The following is a 17,123-nucleotide window of genomic DNA, read 5'->3' as shown; positions in this document are numbered from 1 at the left end:
CTGGGAGGCCTCTTGGACCTACGGAAGCTCCACGACACGACGAAGAGGAGACCCCCTGAGGAATGAACCAGAGGGAGATCATAGGAAACGTCACGCACGGCATCACCGGCGGGGTCGTTACAACCGGGCCGGCACCTTCTCAGCGCCGGCCCGCACCATCCAGCCCGTCCGGCGCTTGAGGACGAGCGCGTTCAGCGCGAAGGGGGGTCTGGGGGCGCAGCCCCCAGGAACAGGATGGGACGGGTAGGGGCGGCGGGGGCGAAACACACCCCGGCACCCCCACCGCACCCCCGGCGAACCCCCTAGAACGGCTCGAAGTCGTCGAACTCCTGCTGCGCCTCGTCCCGCTCCGCCTGCTGATCACGCCGCCGCTGCGCAGCGGGCCGCGGCACATCGAGCCGGTGGTCCTCCCCACGCCGCCCCAGCATCTCCGCACCCGCCATCACCGTGGGCTCCCAGTCGAACACCACGGCGTTGTCCTCGGGGCCGATGGCGACGCCGTCACCCGACCGGGCCCCGGCCTTCATCAACTTGTCCTCGACACCAAGGCGGTTGAGCCGGTCGGCGAGGTAGCCGACGGCCTCGTCGTTGTTGAAGTCGGTCTGGCGGACCCAGCGTTCGGGCTTCTCGCCCCGCACACGGAACAGCCCGTCCTCCTCCTGGACGACGGTGAAGCCCGCGTCGTCGACGGCCTTCGGACGGATGACGATCCGGGTCGCCTCGTCCTTGGGCTTGGCGGCCCGCGCCTTGCCGACGACCTCGGCGAGCGCGAACGACAGCTCCTTCAGCCCGATATGGGCGACGGCGGACACCTCGTACACCTGGTATCCGCGAGCCTCCAGCTCGGGACGCACCATCTCGGCGAGGTCCAGACCGTCCGGCACGTCGACCTTGTTGAGGACGACGATCCGCGGCCGGTTCCCCAGCCCCCCGTACTCCTTCAGCTCCTCCTCGATCATGTCGAGGTCGGAGACGGGATCACGCTCGGACTCCAGCGTCGCCGTGTCGAGCACATGCACGAGCACACTGCACCGCTCCACGTGCCGCAGGAACTCCAGCCCGAGCCCCTTGCCCTGGCTGGCACCGGGAATGAGCCCGGGCACATCGGCGATGGTGTAGACGGTCGAACCGGCGGTCACCACACCCAGGTTGGGCACGAGCGTCGTGAACGGGTAGTCGGCGATCTTCGGCTTGGCCGCGCTGAGCACCGAGATCAGCGACGACTTACCGGCGCTCGGGTACCCGACCAGCGCCACGTCGGCGACCGTCTTCAGCTCCAGGACGATGTCCTGCAGCCCCCCGGGCACCCCGAGGAGCGCGAACCCGGGCGCCTTGCGCCGGGCCGAGGACAGCGCGGCGTTGCCGAGCCCGCCCCGCCCGCCCTCCGCGGCGACGTACGAGGTCCCGTGCCCGACCAGGTCGGCGAGCACGTTGCCGTCCTTGTCGAGGACGACGGTCCCGTCCGGCACCGGCAGAACCAGGTCCTGCCCGTCCTTGCCGGACCGGTTGCCGCCCTCGCCGGGCTTGCCGCTGGTGGCCTTGCGGTGCGGGGAGTGGTGGTAGTCGAGCAGCGTGGTGACGGACTGGTCGACGATGAGGATCACGTCACCGCCGCGTCCGCCGTTGCCGCCGTCGGGCCCGCCCAGCGGCTTGAACTTCTCACGGTGGACGGAGGCACAGCCGTGACCTCCGCTACCCGCGGCGACATGCAGCTCGACGCGGTCCACGAAGGTGGTCATGGGATGTGCCTCCAGTTACGTACGAAAGTCTGCGGGCGGAGAACCACGAGTTCTCCGCACAGGTGAAACACGCGAAAGGCGGACCCGCTTCCCGTGAGGGAAGTGAGGTCCGCCTCGCGAAAGAACCGATCAGGCGACCGGAACGATGTTCACGACCTTGCGGCCACGGTGGGTACCGAACTCCACCGCACCGGCGGCCAGCGCGAACAGCGTGTCGTCCTTGCCACGGCCGACGCTCGCGCCGGGGTGGAAGTGGGTGCCACGCTGGCGGACCAGGATCTCACCGGCGTTGACGACCTGACCGCCGAAGCGCTTCACGCCGAGCCGCTGAGCATTTGAGTCGCGACCGTTCCGGGTGGACGATGCGCCCTTCTTGTGTGCCATCTCTCCTCAGTCCCTTACTTCGCAGCCGCGGGGATCTCAGTGACCTTGATCGCCGTGTACTGCTGGCGGTGGCCCTGACGACGGCGGTAGCCGGTCTTGTTCTTGTAGCGAAGGATGTCGATCTTGACGCCCTTGTGGTGATCCACGATCTCGGCCTGGACCTTGATGCCGGCCAGGACCCACGGGTCGCTGGTCACGGCGTCGCCGTCGACAACGAGCAGGGTCGAGAGCTCGACCGTGTCGCCAACCTTGGCAGTGGAAATCTTGTCAACCTCAACGATGTCGCCGACAGCAACCTTGTGCTGGCGACCACCGCTGCGCACGATGGCGTACACGCAGATCTCACTCTCTCGCTCGGGAACGACACCCCCGCAGTCCAGCCGCCCGGCAAAAAAGCGAGTGGCCTCTCCCGCCGCACCGAAAGCCCGGTGCTCAGGAGGATGAGGTTTACGGGGATGTGGCATGTCGCGGAAAAAAACTGTGGACATGCCGACGCTCAAGATTACGGGCCCGACCTGAACGGGTCAAACCGAGCCCCTCTCCCCCACCGACGAGGCCCACAAACCCGCCACTTGACCCGACGGTCCACCACGGCCCACGACGACGGCGGCCCGCCCGGAGTAACCGGACGGACCGCCGCACCGCCGTACCACCGGCCCGGAAGGCCGGGGAGGGGATCAGCCCTCCGTGCCCGCCGAGACCGACGTCTGCGCCGACTGCTCGGCCGCGGCTGCCGTCTTCTTCGAGGCCGCCGACGAGGTCTTCTTCACCGTGGCCTTCTTGGCGGCCGTCGTCGTCTTCTTGGCAGCCGTCTTCTTCACCGCCGCGGTCTTCTTCGCGACGGTCTTCTTGGCCGTGGTCGCCTTCTTGGCGGCGGTCTTGCGCGCCGTCTTCCTGGCGGGAACCGCGTCCTCGTCCTCGGCGGCATCGACAGGCGCCGAAACAGCCTCGGTGGCCATCGGGACGACCACGACAGCCGCCTCCGCGGACGAGGCGGGCGCGGTGGCCTTGCGCACGGCACGTCGCCGCGGCCGGGCCGGAGCCGCACTGTCGGCCGGCGCGGCCACCGCGGTGTCCACGGGGACCTCGGCCGGGGCCGCCACGGGCTCCACGACCGTCTCGGCGACGACCGTCACCACGGTCTCGGCCACGGCCTCGTCGGACGCCTTCGGCGAACCGGCCGGAGCCGTCACCTTGCGGGTGGCCCGGCGACGCGTACGCCCCTTGGGAGCCGCGTCGTCCTGCACCGCGACCGGCGCCTCGACGACCGGCGCCTCGGCAACCGGCGTCTCGGCAACCGGCGTCTCGACGACCGGATCCTCGACAGCCACGGGCTCGGCGTGCGCCACGACCTCCGGAACCACACCCGGAGCCGTGTCCGCGACCACCGGGGCCTCGGCGACGACGGACTCGGCAGTACGGGCGTCGGAGCCACGTCCGTGGGATCCACGGGACTCGCCCCTGGGCGCACCGGCCGGAGCCGAGGCCCGCCTGCTCGCGCGCCGCCTCGAACGGCCACCGCGGCCGGCCGCGGCCTCCGCCTCGGCAGCGCTGTTGTACAGCTCGTCGTCGGGCTCGAAGAAGGGCTCCGGGGCCGCGACCTCGGCCGCCGTCTCCTCCACGTCCACGTCCTCGTCCGCGTCCGTGTCCGCGATCACGTCGTGCTCGTGGGTGTGATCGAGTCCCTGCTCGTGCTCGGCGCCGCCACGGCCGCGCTTCTTGCGCTTGCCGCCGCCTCCGCTGGAGGTCGGCTGTTCCATGTGCACGATGACACCGCGGCCGTTGCAGTGGACGCAGGTCTCGGAGAAGGACTCCAGGAGGCCCTGTCCGACGCGCTTCCGGGTCATCTGGACCAGGCCCAGCGAGGTGACCTCCGCCACCTGGTGCTTCGTACGGTCGCGGCCCAGGCACTCCAGCAGGCGGCGCAGCACGAGATCCCGGTTCGACTCCAGGACCATGTCGATGAAGTCGATGACGACGATGCCGCCCAGGTCGCGCAGCCGCAGCTGGCGCACGATCTCCTCGGCCGCCTCCAGGTTGTTCCTGGTGACCGTCTCCTCCAGGTTGCCGCCCTGGCCGGTGAACTTGCCGGTGTTGACGTCGACGACGATCATCGCCTCGGTCTTGTCGATCACCAGCGAACCGCCGCTGGGCAGCCACACCTTGCGGTCGAGCGCCTTGGCGAGCTGCTCGTCGATGCGGTACGTCGCGAAGACGTCGACCTCGGAGGTCCACTTCGACAGGCGGTCGACCAGGTCCGGGGCCACGTGGGACACGTACCCCTGGATGGTCTGCCAGGCCTCGTCACCGCTGACGATGACCTTGGTGAAGTCCTCGTTGAAGATGTCGCGCACGACGCGGACGGTCATGTCCGGCTCGCCGTACAGCAGGGTCGGCGCGTTGCCGCTCTTCGACTTCTTCTGGATGTCCTCCCACTGCGCCTGGAGCCGTTCGACGTCGCGGCGCAGCTCGTCCTCGCTCGCGCCCTCGGCGGCGGTGCGCACGATGACGCCCGCGTCCTCGGGGACGATCTTCTTGAGGATGGTCTTCAGACGCGCGCGCTCGGTGTCGGGCAGCTTGCGGCTGATGCCGGTCATCGACCCCTCGGGGACGTAGACCAGGTAGCGGCCGGGAAGCGAGACCTGGCTGGTCAGACGGGCGCCCTTGTGGCCGATCGGGTCCTTCGTGACCTGCACGAGCACCGGCTGGCCGGACTTCAGGGCGCTCTCGATGCGCCGCGGCCCGTGGGCCATCCCCAGCGCCTCGAAGTTGACCTCACCGGCGTACAGGACGGCGTTGCGCCCCTTGCCGATGTCGATGAACGCGGCCTCCATGGAGGGCAGCACGTTCTGGACCTTGCCCAGGTAGACGTTGCCGACGTACGAGGTCGACTGCTCCTTGTTGACGTAGTGCTCGACGAGCACGTTGTCCTCAAGGACACCGATCTGGGTGCGGTCGCCGTACTGGCGTACGACCATCACGCGTTCGACAGCCTCGCGGCGGGCCAGGAACTCGGCCTCGGTGATGATCGGAACGCGTCGGCGCCCCTGCTCACGGCCTTCCCGGCGGCGCTGCTTCTTGGCTTCGAGGCGCGTCGAGCCCTTGATGGACTGCACCTCGTCGCTCGGGTGCTCGTCCCGCTTGGCGCGCGGCTCACGGACCTTGACGACCGTGCGCTCGGGGTCGCTGTCGGCGATCACGGGCTCGCTCTCGCCCGACGAGTCACCGGCGCGACGCCGACGACGGCGCCGACGACGGCTGCTGGCGGAACCTGAACCGCCCGGCTCGTCGCGCTCGTCCTCCTCGGCGTCCTCGTCCACCTGGTCGGCGGTGTCCGGGGCGTCCTCGTCGGCACGCGCGGCCTGCTCGCCCGCGTAGTCGTCGTCCCCGGAGTCGCTGTCGGAGTCGGCGGACTCGCCCCGGCGCCTGCGACGGCCGCCGCGGCGGCGGCGCCGGCGCGAACCGGGGCCCTCCTCCTCGCCGTCGTCGTCGCTGTCGGCGTTGTCCTCGGCGGACTCGTAGGCGTCGTCGACGCCGTCCGTCTCCTCCGGCTCCTCGGCCACGACGGGCGCGGCGGCCACGGGCTCCTCGTCGCCACCCCGGCGACGGCGCCGGCGGCGGGGCGCCTGCTCCTCGACGACGGTCTCGGCGACCGGAGCGGCCTCGACGGCCTCTTCCGGAGCTTCGAGCTCCTCGACGTCCTCGGCCGCCTCGGCGGCAGCCGCCGCGGCGGCCCGCTCGGCCGTCTGGAACATCGGCTCGGTGAAGACGGGCGCCTGGAACACGGCGACCGCGGGACGCGCGGGACGCCGCCCGCCCTCGCTCTCACCGTTCCTGACGGCGGGCGCGGGCGCGGAGAACCCGACGGCGGCCTTACGGGCGACCCGGCGACGCCCGCGACGCGGCGCGGCGTCCTCGGCGTCGGCGGTCTCGGGCTCGGCTTCCGCCTCGGCCTTCTCGGTCTTGGCGGCCTCGGCGACAGGCGCGGGTGCCGCGGGTGCCTCTTCCACGGGGGCGGGAGCCTCCGGGGCGGCTGCCTCGGTCTCGACCTCGGCGACGGGCGCGGAGACCCGGCGGGTGGCCCGACGACGGGCACGCGGAGCAGGCGCGGCGGCCTCCTCCACGACGGCGGGGGCCTCGGCGGCCACGCTCTCCTCGTCGTTCTTCTCGCCCTGCTCGCCGCTCTCCTCGGCAGTCGGGGCGGATACGGCGGTCGCGGCAGGCGCACCGGCGGGCGCGGACGCGCGCCGGGTGGCCCGACGACGCGTACGAGGAGCGGGCGCGGCCTCTTCCTCGGTGTTCCCGGCGGGCTGATCGGTCTCTGCGGCCTGGTCGGCCTCAGCAGGCCTGTCGGCCTCTGCGGCCGGTATGGCCGGCGCTGTGGTCTCGGCCACAGCGGCGGCCTCGGTCCCGGCGACGGGCGGTCCCGCGGGGCGGGACGCCGCACGGCGCCGTCGGCGCGGCGGCAGGGTGTCGCTGGGGGTGTCGTGTGCGGAACCCTCAGTGGGCTCCGAAGCGGTTTCGGTCGGCTCAAGCATGCGGGCGGTTCTCCCGTCAGGCTCCCGGGCGCCGCGCACCTGGTCCGGCTTGGGGCCGGTGACGTCCGCGGCTCGCGCAGTGCGCGGTGCCGCCGTCCGGGGCGCGGGCGCCGCACGGGAGCTCTCTGTGTCCTGTCTCGCCGGTTCCGCACGCCATGTTGCGTACGGCCTGGCGAAAGTCTTGTGGTCGGTGCGCTGCCCGACCCAGGTGGCTCCCGAGTCCGAGGGCGGCGCTACGACGTGCGTCCCTTCGCGGGACCTTCCTTACGCCGGCGCCTGCGACGCGGCGGCAGTCGAAGTGGCCATGGAGAGGGCCACCGCTGCCTCGCGGTCGGGCGCGAGCGGGTCGGTCACCGTGCCGGTCTCTTCATCGAACAGCCCCTGCGCCAGCCTGGTCACCCCTACGGGGACCGGCGGCGCCAGGTCGGCCACGGCGCGAAGACCGGACAGAACGTCGTCGGGTCGAACAGCAGGCGTCACGTGCCGAACAACCAGCCGCAGTATCGCACAAGGCTGGTCGGTCGGCCTATCAGGCTGGGGACTGTACGTCTCACCATTTGTCCCGACGCCTGCTTCAACACCTGCTTCGAATGCCTCAAGGCCCTCGACCGGACCTCGGGCATCGAAGGTTCTCATGCCGTTCTTGGCGAGGCGCTGGACCTCGACGGTCTCGGCGGCGTTGAAGATGTCGACGGCGCGGCGCGCGTCCTCGGGCGCCACACCCTCCAGCCGCAGCTCCCACACGGAAGCCGTGAGCCGGTCGGCGAGCCCGGAGGTCCGGGCCTCGACCGCGTCGACGATGTCGAGCCCGGTGGGCAGCGACTCGTCGAGCAGCTCGCGCAGCTTGTCGGGATCGCGCGCTTCGGTGAGCGCGATCTCCAGGTACTCGGCCTCACTGCCCGTGCCGGTGGCTGCGGCATTGGCGTACGACACCTTCGGATGCGGCGTGAACCCCGCCGAGTAGGCCATCGGCACCTCGGCGCGGCGCAGCGCACGCTCGAAAGCGCGCTGGAAATCACGGTGGCTGGTGAACCGGAGGCGGCCACGCTTGGTGTAGCGCAGTCGGATGCGCTGCACCGCGGGTGCGGGCGGCGGGCCTTCGGGCTGTCGCTTGCCCAGTGTCGCTCAGTCCTTCGTGAGTGCGGTCGTACTGCTACCAAGAGTACGTCCGTCGGCGCTTCCTGGTTCCCGCCGGGGCACCGGGACCGCCTTCGGCTGCTCCGCGCGGGTCTCCCCGAAGAGCATCCGGCGGAAGTCGGCCCGTGCCTGTCGTGCCGAGTCGCGCGCCGCGGCCAGCGTCTGCCGGGTGACCCGTCCCACACTGCGCGCGGCCTCGGCGGCGGGCCGCAGTACGGCGTCCCGGACGAAGTGTCCGACGGGCGTCAGCACGGTCCGGTACGCCCAGCGCACGGGCTCCACGAAGACCCACCGGAAGAGGGTCCCCAGGAATCGTCCGACGGTGAGGGAGATGTGCCCGGCGATGCGCCAGGCGTGCCCGAGTGCGGTGGCGACCTCGCGCCCGATCACGGCGAGGACGCGTCCCACGGGCACCAGGACCCAGCGCCACAGCGCGAGCGCGGGCAGCACGAGGAGCAGGCGCAGCACCCAGTGGAGGACGAACCCGATCCCGGTGACCCCCATGGCCACGAGCCACGCGAGCCCCTGGACACACCAGGCGATCGCCTTCCCGACCGGCGTGAGGACCCACTCGTACAGCCACCGCGCGGGTACCACGACCAGGTACCGCACGAGCCACACGGTGACGCCGTACACGCCGGTCCCGACGGCGGCGATCGCCGCCCCGAGCCCCCTGAGTGCCCACAGCGCCCCGTGTCCGGCAGGCGTGAGCACGCGCGCGTAGAGCCACCCCAGCCCGGCGCCGATCCCCCGGAACACCCAGAGGATCCCCTGGCCGAGAGGCGTCAGCACATGCCGGAAGAGCCACACCAGCGGTACGACGACGAGCACGTTCCCGAGCCATCCGAGCGCCTTGCCCAGGGGCACGACGACATACCGCCACAGCCCGACGAACGGCCAGACGAGGACGGCGCGCGCGACCCAGGCCAGCGCCCGCCCGAGGGGCCGCAGCACCGCGTCCGTCAGGAGGCGCCAGCCGGCGACGAGCCCGTCCCACACCATGCGCACCGGCACGACCAGCACAAGCACGACGATTCGCACAGGAAGGCGAATCGCAACGACGAGGCACCCTTCGGGCTGCCGCTCGGGCTGCCGTGCCTCGGCGGCCGGTTTCTCCAGATCCATACCGACATAGACGCGCGAGCCCCCCGTCCGGATGCGGTGTACCCGAAAAGTGATCAGGACGAGGGACACCGGCCGTAAACCTCCGACCTGAGTCCTGCCAGAATCCATGGATGCCGCATGCACCGAACGGGCTCAACGGGCTGGCCGAGTACTGCGCTTCGGCCCTCACCGAGCACGACTGCCCGTCCGTCTCGGTGGCCGTCGTCGATCACGGCGAAGTGGTCCTGGCCGAGGCGTACGGCCTCGTGGACGTCGCCTCCGCCCGGCCCGCCACCCCTGAGACGGCCTACGCCCTGGCCTCGATCACCAAACCCATGACGGCGACGGCGATCTGCGTCGCGGCCGACGCGGGGCTGCTCGACCTGGACGCCCCCGCACCTGTACCCGCACCCGCACCCGTGCCGGACGACCATGGATGGCCGGCCCCGACCGTCCGTCAACTTCTCCAGCACCGGGGCGGCTTCGGCGCCCACTACGACTTCCACTACGCCGACTCCGAGGACGGCGAACAGGGCGAGCGGGGCGAACGGATCGACGCGACCCCGTACGCGGTACTGCGCCGCCCGCCGGGCACCGCCTTCGAGTACGCCAACCTCGGCTACCGGGCCCTGGGCCACCTGCTGGAAGCGGCGACGGGCCGGGGGCTCGCGGACTTCGTACGCGAGCACGTGTTCGATCCCCTGGGTCTCACCGCCCTCCACCTGGGCCCCTCCCACCCCGGCCCGGCTCCCCGGGCGACGCGCTACACGGCCGACGGCCGCGCCTACCCGCCGTACTGCGACACCAGTCACCCCGGCGCGACCCTGGGCTGGGCCACCGCCGCCCAACTGGCGCTCTTCGCCCAGTCGTACGACCGTCTGCTGAAACCGGAGACCGCGGCGGCCGTCCGCGAGGCGATCCCGGTCGGCCCAGGCCTCGGATACGGGCTCGGCTGGTGCCTGTCGCGCGGTGCCGGTCCCCTGGTGCAGAGCCACGGGGGCGGCATGGGCGGAGCGGCGGCGATCGTCGTGACCGTCCCCGAGCAGCACCTGTCGGTGTCGGTCCTGACCAACAGCACCGACAAGGCGGCCCGCGACACGATCACCCGTCGCGTCCTCGAAACGCTCGTCCCCGGCTTCACCTCCGAGTCGATCAACCCTTTCGCCGCCGACCCCGTACGCCCGCTCCGCCTCCCGACGCCCCACTGGCGGGGCTCGATCAGCACCCCGGAGGGAGACATCCCGATGTCCCTGACCGTCTCCCCGGAGGACGGCCGGGCGCGCCTGCACCTGAACGGCGAGAGCGCGGAAGCCCACGCGAGCGCGTCGCGGGCCTGGCACCTCCAGGCGACCTTCCCCCTGCAACTCCCCACCGCCGACGCCCGGATCAACAGCCCGGCCCTGTCCCTCCACCTCCGGCACGACAGGGACAACGGCGGCCTCGGCGGCCTGGCGCGGGCCTACAAGTCCGGTGACACGGAAGGCCTGTTGGGCAACCTCCTCACGCACACCTGCCGACTGCGGCCCAGCTGAACCCACCTGGCACCGGGCACCCGGCTGCTTGACTGACGCCCATGTCGAAGACTCTCGGTGCACCCAGGCCCGACCAGGCGTCCTACATGCTGCGCGCCGCGTCCAAGGACGCAGGTCGGGCGTACAAGCAACAGCTGCTCGACCTGCTGGACCTCCGCCCCGGCCACACGGTCCTCGACGTGGGCTGCGGCCCGGGCACCGACCTGCCGGCCCTCGCGGAACGGGTCGGCGCGGGCGGCCGGGTGATCGGCGTGGACCAGGACCCGGCGATGCTGGCGACCGCCCGCGAACGCACCGCCGCCCTGGGCACGGTGGAGATCCGGGAGGCGGACGCGCACGCGCTGCCCGTCGGCCCCGGGACGGCGGACCGCGCCAAGATCGACCGGGTTCTGATGCATGTGCGGTCCCCCGAGGAGGTGCTGTCCCAGCTCCACGCCGCCACCCGTCCCGGTGCCCTCGTCGCGCTGGCGGAGCCCGACTGGGACACGCTGGCGGTGGACGCGGAGGACCTGAAGACGAGCCGCGCGTTCACCCGCTACACCAGCGAGAAAGTGGTCCGCCACGCCACCGTCGGCCGCCGCCTCGCCCGTCTGGCGGTCCGGGCGGGCTTCCGCGTGGGGACGACGGTCGCCAACACCCCGGTCTTCACCGACTTCGCGGACGGCGACCACACCCTGGGGCTGGGCCGGAACATGCAGCAGGCCATCGCGGAGGGCCACATCGACCGGGCTCGGGGCGAGGCCTGGTTCACCGACCTCGCCCACGGGCCCTTCTACGCCTCGTTCACCCTCGTCACGGTGGTCTGCTCCCGCCCATGACGGCCACCGGACGGCCCGGGCACCGCGGCGGGGACGGTCTGCCCGACCGCGAACCCCCGGTTGAGCACGGTCTGGCGGCGGATCGGCTCGGGCAGGTCCGGCCTGGCCAGCAGCTTGTCGCACGCCTCGATCGAAGCGTCGTAGTCGCCCACCCAGTAGGCGGTGATGGAGTACTCGAAGAGCAGACCCCACTCGTACACCCAGGACTTGGTGAACAGCAGGTCGTCCGGTTCCGGAGCGCCGACGACGCCGCCGAGGAGGGCGTGCGCGGTGCGGTAGCGGCCCTTCACGCGCAGGCGTGAGGCAAGCTCGTAACACGCTTCGAGGCGCCCCGGCCGGGCGTCCCAGGCGCGGGAGAACGCGTCCATCGCGCCCGGCCAGTCGTCGGTCCGCTCCGCCCTGAGGAGACCGGCCTCCAGCAGCGAGCAGTAGACCTCCTCGGGCCAGCCGCCCATCGCCGCCCGCCGCTCGTACAGGGCGATCGCCTCCTCGGCGTGCCCCAGGTCGCGTTCGGTGTTGGCGAGGTAGAAGACGGTGCGGGTGTTGGCGGGGTCGCGTTCGAGTTCGCCGCGCAGCAGGCGCGCGTCGCGTTCGAACTTGTCGCTCCGGCAGCCGCCGTCGGCGTGGTCCTCGATGACGAGCGCGTCCAGGTTCTCCTGGACGTCGGGCCCGTCCGACTCGTCCGTGCACGGGTACTCGTGGGTGACCCCTTCGTAGCGCCACACGCGGTCGCCCCGCATGAGGTGCTTGAAACGGTGCTGGGTGCCGGGGGTGTCGTAGCGCAGCATGTACGACGTCGCCGTCAGACGGGGCAGCGGAGCGTCCTGGCGCATGACGTGGTCGGCGTCGAGGGTGAGGAGGTAGTCGGCCTTGCCGCGGGCGCGCTGGATGTTGCCGGTCCGGTTGTGCCCGAAGTCGACCCAGGGTTCCTCGTGGAGTTCGCCCGGGATGCCGTCGAGCGTTCTGCGGATCAGGTCCTGCGTGCCGTCCGTGGAACCGGTGTCGCAGATGACCCAGTGGTCGATGAGGTGCCGTACGGAGCCCAGGCAGCGTTCGATCACCCGCGCTTCGTTCTTGACGATCATGCAGAGGCAGAGGGTCTGCTTTTTCACGGCGTCAATGTGGCATGCGCCGCATACGTCCATATTCGTACACGCGCAAGGCGTCGCACGCGGGTAACCCATCCGAACCCACCAATTAGTCCTATACGTTGATAAACGCACGACTTTCCGCCCGTATTGCGGCTCCACGCATCGCACTCAGGTAAAGCTCCCCCTCGTGTTCGGGACCTCCCGAACCGGTCGAGGCAAGTCAAGGCACATCGACACAAGGAGCACACCGATGAGTCCCGAATACAGGACGCGTTCGCTTCTCGGGCCGCTGGCACGGGACAGGTTCAGGAAGGCCGGAATGGTGGCCTCACTCGCACTGGTCCTGGCCGCGAGCGTGGCCGGCCCGGCGACGGCCGCGGCGCGCAGCGTGGGCGACCACACGGCCGGAGCGAGCCACTACTACAGCGGCGGCGGCGACAAGGACAAGTGCAAGAAGCAGCCGCCCAAGCACCGCACCGCCTCGACCGCCCAGGGCGGCAACGACAAGTGCCAGGGCCCGACGGGTCCGACCGGAGCGACGGGCGCCACCGGAGCGACAGGCGCCACGGGCGCGACCGGACCAACGGGCCCCGCCAACGGCGTCACGGGTGCCACCGGCGCCACCGGCGCGACGGGTGGCACCGGCCCGACGGGACCCACCGGAGCAACGGGCGCCACAGGCACCAACGGCAACACCGGCGCGACAGGGGCGACAGGCGCACCGGGCCCCTGCTCCGAGGTCGACACCTACCACCCCCAGGGCAACGTCGAGTACCAGGCCGCACTGTCGTCCGACGGGCGCTTCTACGCCGGCATCCGTGACCTGACGGGCAGCACCGCCAACCCCATGCTGTGGACCGACCTCAGCACCCACGACGGCTACCCCGCGGGCGGCGCGGCGGGCGTGCCCTGCGGCGCCTCGGTGGGCGAGCACCAGGCGTCAGGGGGGATCCAGTTCGGCCTCATCACCACCACGGGCCGGATCTACGAGCTCACCTGCCAGTTCGACGCCAACGGCTCCGCCCCGGGGATCCTGCAGTGCGGCACAAACGCCGGCAACCCCTGGGTCGAGATGAACAGGCGCCCGGCCCCCAACGCCGTCAACGGCGGAACCGTAGTCCCGTAACGACCCCACGCAAAGGGGTGTCCGAAGGGTCGTCGACCCACCGGACACCCCTTGCGGCATCTCAGGCCACTACTTCACCGTCAGCGGCAACAGCTTCACACCCGTGGGTCCGATTTGAATGGAAGTGTCCATCTGTGGGCACACCCCGCAGTCGAAGCACGGCGTCCACCGGCAGTCCTCGACCTCTGTCTCGTCGAGGGAGTCCTGCCAGTCCTCCCACAGCCAGTCCTTGTCGAGGCCCGAGTCGAGGTGGTCCCAGGGCAGGACCTCCTCGTAGGTGCGTTCACGCGTCGTGTACCAGTCGACGTCGACCCCGAAGTCGGGCAGCGTCTTCTCCGCGCAGGCCATCCAGCGGTCGTACGAGAAGTACTCGCGCCAGCCGTCGAACCGGCCGCCGTCCTCGTACACCGCGCGGATCACCGCGCCGATCCGCCGGTCGCCGCGCGACAGCAGGCCCTCGACGATGCCGGGCTTGCCGTCGTGGTAGCGGAAGCCGATCGAGCGGCCGTACTTCTTGTCGCCGCGGATCTTGTCCCGGAGCTTCGTCAGGCGGGCGTCCGTCTCCTCGGCGGAGAGCTGCGGGGCCCACTGGAACGGGGTGTGCGGCTTGGGCACGAAGCCGCCGATCGAGACCGTGCAGCGGATGTCGTTCTGGCCGGAGACCTTGCGGCCCTCGGCGATCACGTTCATCGCCATGTCGGCGATCTGGAGGACGTCCTCGTCGGTCTCCGTCGGCAGGCCGCACATGAAGTACAGCTTCACCTGGCGCCAGCCGTTGCCGTACGCCGTGGAGACGGTCCGGATGAGGTCCTCCTCGGACACCATCTTGTTGATGACCTTGCGCATGCGCTCGCTGCCGCCCTCGGGCGCGAACGTCAGACCCGACCTGCGGCCGTTCCGGGTCAGCTCGTTGGCGAGGTCCACGTTGAAGGCGTCCACGCGGGTGGAGGGGAGCGACAGGCCGATCTTGTCCTCCGTGTAGCGGTCCGCCAGGCCCTTCGCGATGTCGCCGATCTCCGAGTGGTCCGCCGAGGAGAGGGAGAGGAGGCCGACCTCCTCGAAGCCCGTCGCCTTCAGGCCGCGGTCGACCATCTCGCCGATGCCCGTGATCGACCGCTCCCGCACCGGGCGCGTGATCATGCCGGCCTGGCAGAAGCGGCAGCCGCGCGTGCAGCCGCGGAAGATCTCGACCGACATGCGCTCGTGGACCGTCTCCGCGAGCGGGACCAGCGGCTGCTTGGGGTAGGGCCACTCGTCGAGGTCCATGACCGTGTGCTTGGACACCCGCCACGGGACACCGGACCTGTTGGGTACGACGCGGGCGATCCGGCCGTCCGCCAGGTACTCCACGTCGTAGAACCCCGGGACGTAGACGCTGCCCGTCTTCGCGAGGCGGAGCAGGACCTCCTCGCGCCCGCCCGGGCGGCCCTCCGCCTTCCAGGCGCGGATGATCTCCGTCATGTCGAGGACGGCCTGCTCGCCGTCGCCGATGATCGCCGCGTCGATGAAGTCCGCGATCGGCTCGGGGTTGAAGGCCGCGTGGCCGCCGGCCAGCACGATCGGGTCGTCCAGGCCGCGGTCCTTGGACTCCAGCGGGATGCCCGCCAGGTCAAGCGCCGTCAGCATGTTCGTGTAGCCGAGCTCGGTGGAGAAGGACAGCCCGAACACGTCGAAGCCCTTCACGGGCCGGTGACCGTCGACCGTGAACTGCGGGACGCCGTGCTCCCGCATCAGCGCCTCAAGGTCGGGCCAGACGCTGTACGTGCGCTCGGCGAGGACGCCCTCGCGCTCGTTCAGTACCTCGTAGAGGATCATGACGCCCTGGTTGGGCAGCCCGACCTCGTACGCGTCCGGGTACATGAGGGCCCAGCGGACGTCGCAGGAGTCCCAGGGCTTGACCGTGGAGTTCAGCTCACCGCCGACGTACTGGATCGGCTTCTGCACATGCGGGAGCAGAGCTTCGAGCTGCGGGAAAACCGACTCGACAGGCATCGCGGCGTTACCTTCGTGAGCTGAGCTGACGGGGGATGACCACCAAGCGTAACCCGCCTGGCGGACTCCCCCCGCCCGCCGGAAAACCGGCGCCGCACCGGCGCCGAACCGCTAGACCTCCGTCGAGCCCTTGATCGTCTTCCACTCCTCCGGCAGCGTCTCCTCCACCCTCTCGGCCCGGCGCTCCTCGCGCCCGTACAGCAGCCCGTACGTGAAGGTGTCCTCCCCCGCCGCGTGCGCCACGGCGGACAGCTCGCCCAGGGTGGCGCGGACCATGACGCTGTCCTGGTGGTCGCCGAGCAGTCCCTGAAGGGACTTCATCGACCGGGTGAGGGTCCTGGCCGGGACGCCGAGGGCGGGGGCCGCCGTCTCGGCCGCGTAGCGGGTGCGCTTGGCCTTCTTGCGGGTCTCGTGCAGCCCGAGGTCGCGGTCGGCGCCGGACGGCTGCTCCATGGCCTCCTCGACCAGCGCGGACACCTTCGCGAAGTCCTTCCGTACGGCCTCGGCGAGCACCTTTTCCGGTTTCTTCGCCGCCGCCTTGAGCACCGGCGGCTCGGCGACCACGGCGTCCAGGGTGTCGAGGAGCGTCAGATAGCGCTCGGAGTCCAGCACACCGAGCAGTCGGCGGCGCGATCCTCCGTGCCCGGCCTCGGACCAGGTACCCAGCCGCTCACGGACGGGACCGTGGACGAGGGCGGGGGGCAGTTCGCCGAGGGCCTCGCCCAGTTGTTCGGCCAGTACCTCGTGGTCGCGGCCCACGCCCAGCTCGCCGGCGAGCCACTTCAGCTCGTCGCCGACCGGGTCGGTGACCTTGCGGTCGAGGACCGTGCGGAACGTCTTGAAGGTGCTGCGCAGACGGCGCGTGGCGACCCTCATGTCGTGCACGGACTCCTCGGCGTCCTGGCGCACGGCCGGGTCGAGGTCGAGGATGGCGTCCCGCTGGGCGCGGACGTAGGCCAGGACGTGGTCGCCCGCGGTGACGGGCTCGGCGGGTTCGTCCTTCGGGCGCGGCTGTCCGCCCTTGGTCTCCGCCAGCGCCCGGGCCAGCTTCGAGGTGGACTTCGACGGCCGTACGCCCGCCTTGCGCAGGCGCTTCTCCACCTTGTCCAGGATGGCGGGGTTTCCGCCGTCGGCGAGCTCGACCTCGATCTCGGTCCACTGGGCGGTGCCCCGACCGCCGAACAGACGGTCCGCCCGTACGCTGTCCACGCTGACCTCGGCGAGCTGCCGGCCGTCGGAGTCGACGAGGTCGCGCAGGTCACGTGTGGAGCGCAGCCGCACCACGGGCACGAGGCGGCCCTCGCGGATCCGGGCGCGGACCAGGCCGGTCAGTTCGTCGGGGACGGTGTCGGAGAGCGGTACCTGGATCTCGTCCCGGATCCCCGGGGAGACCGGGAGTTTCAGGTGCCAGCCGGCGTCGGAGCCGCCGGTGCGGCGGCGCAGGGTGATCGAGGCCGAGGCCAGCCGAAGGTCCGAGGTGTCGTAGTAGGTCGCGTCCAGTTCGGCGGTGCCCTTGTCGATGACGTCCGCGACGACGGCGACGCCCGTCAGGTCGGGCAGCCCGCTGTCGTCGGATTCGTACTTTCGCTCGATTTCCCGCTTTGTGTCCGCCATGGATCGAATCTAGTCACGATTCGGCGGCGAGGGCAGCCCCAGGACCGC

General features: G+C 71.1%; 12 protein-coding genes. 3 read left to right on the top strand and 9 right to left on the bottom strand.

The features are described from left to right. Nucleotides 1-302: 302 nt before the first annotated feature. The 6 genes from obgE to OG595_RS28580 form a co-directional block, all read right to left on the bottom strand. The gene (gene obgE, locus OG595_RS28605; RefSeq protein WP_329276902.1) at nucleotides 303-1,739 is read right to left on the bottom strand and encodes a GTPase ObgE; all 1,437 of its coding nucleotides are present in this window, start codon (nucleotides 1,737-1,739) and stop codon (nucleotides 303-305) included. 129 nt (nucleotides 1,740-1,868) lie between these two features. Continuing rightward, entirely contained in the window at nucleotides 1,869-2,123 is a 255-nt protein-coding gene (gene rpmA / locus OG595_RS28600; protein ID WP_006374707.1) for a 50S ribosomal protein L27, read from the bottom strand. Between the two features lie 14 nt (nucleotides 2,124-2,137). Beyond that, a complete protein-coding gene (rplU, locus tag OG595_RS28595) occupies nucleotides 2,138-2,458 on the bottom strand; it encodes a 50S ribosomal protein L21 (protein WP_006374708.1) in 321 nt (106 codons plus the stop codon). Nucleotides 2,459-2,800: 342 nt separating this feature from the next. Beyond that, nucleotides 2,801-6,661: an Rne/Rng family ribonuclease gene (locus tag OG595_RS28590; protein ID WP_329276899.1), complete on the bottom strand. Its 3,861-nt coding sequence runs from the start codon at nucleotides 6,659-6,661 to the stop codon at nucleotides 2,801-2,803. A gap of 264 nt (nucleotides 6,662-6,925) precedes the next feature. Continuing rightward, nucleotides 6,926-7,738 carry a TIGR03936 family radical SAM-associated protein gene (locus OG595_RS28585; protein ID WP_329276898.1) on the bottom strand — a complete coding sequence of 271 codons (813 nt, stop codon included), beginning with the start codon at nucleotides 7,736-7,738 and terminating at the stop codon, nucleotides 6,926-6,928. A 48-nt stretch (nucleotides 7,739-7,786) separates the two neighbouring features. Then, nucleotides 7,787-8,923 carry a hypothetical protein gene (locus OG595_RS28580; protein WP_329276897.1) on the bottom strand — a complete coding sequence of 379 codons (1,137 nt, stop codon included), beginning with the start codon at nucleotides 8,921-8,923 and terminating at the stop codon, nucleotides 7,787-7,789. 110 nt (nucleotides 8,924-9,033) lie between these two features. On the opposite strand from OG595_RS28580, the gene OG595_RS28575 reads away from it, so the two are divergent. Next, nucleotides 9,034-10,434, top strand: a complete 1,401-nt coding sequence (locus OG595_RS28575) for a serine hydrolase domain-containing protein (RefSeq protein ID WP_329276896.1) — start codon at nucleotides 9,034-9,036, stop codon at nucleotides 10,432-10,434. 41 nt (nucleotides 10,435-10,475) lie between these two features. After that, complete coding sequence (locus tag OG595_RS28570; RefSeq protein WP_329276895.1) at nucleotides 10,476-11,252, top strand: methyltransferase domain-containing protein; 777 nt, start codon at nucleotides 10,476-10,478, stop codon at nucleotides 11,250-11,252. Here OG595_RS28570 and OG595_RS28565 read toward each other — a convergent pair. Further along, nucleotides 11,207-12,364 (bottom strand): glycosyltransferase, encoded by a 1,158-nt coding sequence (locus OG595_RS28565; RefSeq protein WP_329276893.1) that lies wholly within the window; start codon nucleotides 12,362-12,364, stop codon nucleotides 11,207-11,209. The two genes, OG595_RS28570 and OG595_RS28565, sit on opposite strands and share 46 nt — an antisense overlap. 229 nt (nucleotides 12,365-12,593) lie before the next feature. Here OG595_RS28565 and OG595_RS28560 point away from each other — a divergent pair, with 229 nt between their 5' ends. Then, nucleotides 12,594-13,469 (top strand): hypothetical protein, encoded by an 876-nt coding sequence (locus OG595_RS28560; protein ID WP_329276892.1) that lies wholly within the window; start codon nucleotides 12,594-12,596, stop codon nucleotides 13,467-13,469. A 69-nt stretch (nucleotides 13,470-13,538) separates the two neighbouring features. Here OG595_RS28560 and OG595_RS28555 read toward each other — a convergent pair whose 3' ends face one another. Then, entirely contained in the window at nucleotides 13,539-15,461 is a 1,923-nt protein-coding gene (locus tag OG595_RS28555) for a TIGR03960 family B12-binding radical SAM protein (protein WP_329276890.1), read from the bottom strand. Between the two features lie 111 nt (nucleotides 15,462-15,572). Next, nucleotides 15,573-17,075, bottom strand: a complete 1,503-nt coding sequence (locus tag OG595_RS28550) for a CYTH and CHAD domain-containing protein (RefSeq protein WP_329276888.1) — start codon at nucleotides 17,073-17,075, stop codon at nucleotides 15,573-15,575. Nucleotides 17,076-17,123: the final 48 nt, after the last annotated feature.

The organism is Streptomyces sp. NBC_01451, assembly GCF_036227485.1.
In the GTDB taxonomy this organism is placed as follows: domain Bacteria; phylum Actinomycetota; class Actinomycetes; order Streptomycetales; family Streptomycetaceae; genus Streptomyces.
The sequence above is the reverse complement of the archived record's forward strand: the minus strand, read 5'-3'. Positions and strand labels throughout refer to the sequence as shown.

What these genes read in the sequence shown, in the direction of transcription:
- obgE (WP_329276902.1), bottom strand. Translation starts at nt 1,739, where the DNA reads ATGACCACCTTCGTGGACCGCGTCGAGCTGCATGTCGCCGCGGGTAGC.
- OG595_RS28550 (WP_329276888.1), bottom strand. Translation starts at nt 17,075, where the DNA reads ATGGCGGACACAAAGCGGGAAATCGAGCGAAAGTACGAATCCGACGAC.
- OG595_RS28555 (WP_329276890.1), bottom strand. Translation starts at nt 15,461, where the DNA reads ATGCCTGTCGAGTCGGTTTTCCCGCAGCTCGAAGCTCTGCTCCCGCAT.
- OG595_RS28580 (WP_329276897.1), bottom strand. Translation starts at nt 8,923, where the DNA reads ATGGATCTGGAGAAACCGGCCGCCGAGGCACGGCAGCCCGAGCGGCAG.
- OG595_RS28570 (WP_329276895.1), top strand. Translation starts at nt 10,476, where the DNA reads ATGTCGAAGACTCTCGGTGCACCCAGGCCCGACCAGGCGTCCTACATG.
- OG595_RS28590 (WP_329276899.1), bottom strand. Translation starts at nt 6,661, where the DNA reads ATGCTTGAGCCGACCGAAACCGCTTCGGAGCCCACTGAGGGTTCCGCA.
- rpmA (WP_006374707.1), bottom strand. Translation starts at nt 2,123, where the DNA reads ATGGCACACAAGAAGGGCGCATCGTCCACCCGGAACGGTCGCGACTCA.
- OG595_RS28560 (WP_329276892.1), top strand. Translation starts at nt 12,594, where the DNA reads ATGAGTCCCGAATACAGGACGCGTTCGCTTCTCGGGCCGCTGGCACGG.
- OG595_RS28575 (WP_329276896.1), top strand. Translation starts at nt 9,034, where the DNA reads ATGCCGCATGCACCGAACGGGCTCAACGGGCTGGCCGAGTACTGCGCT.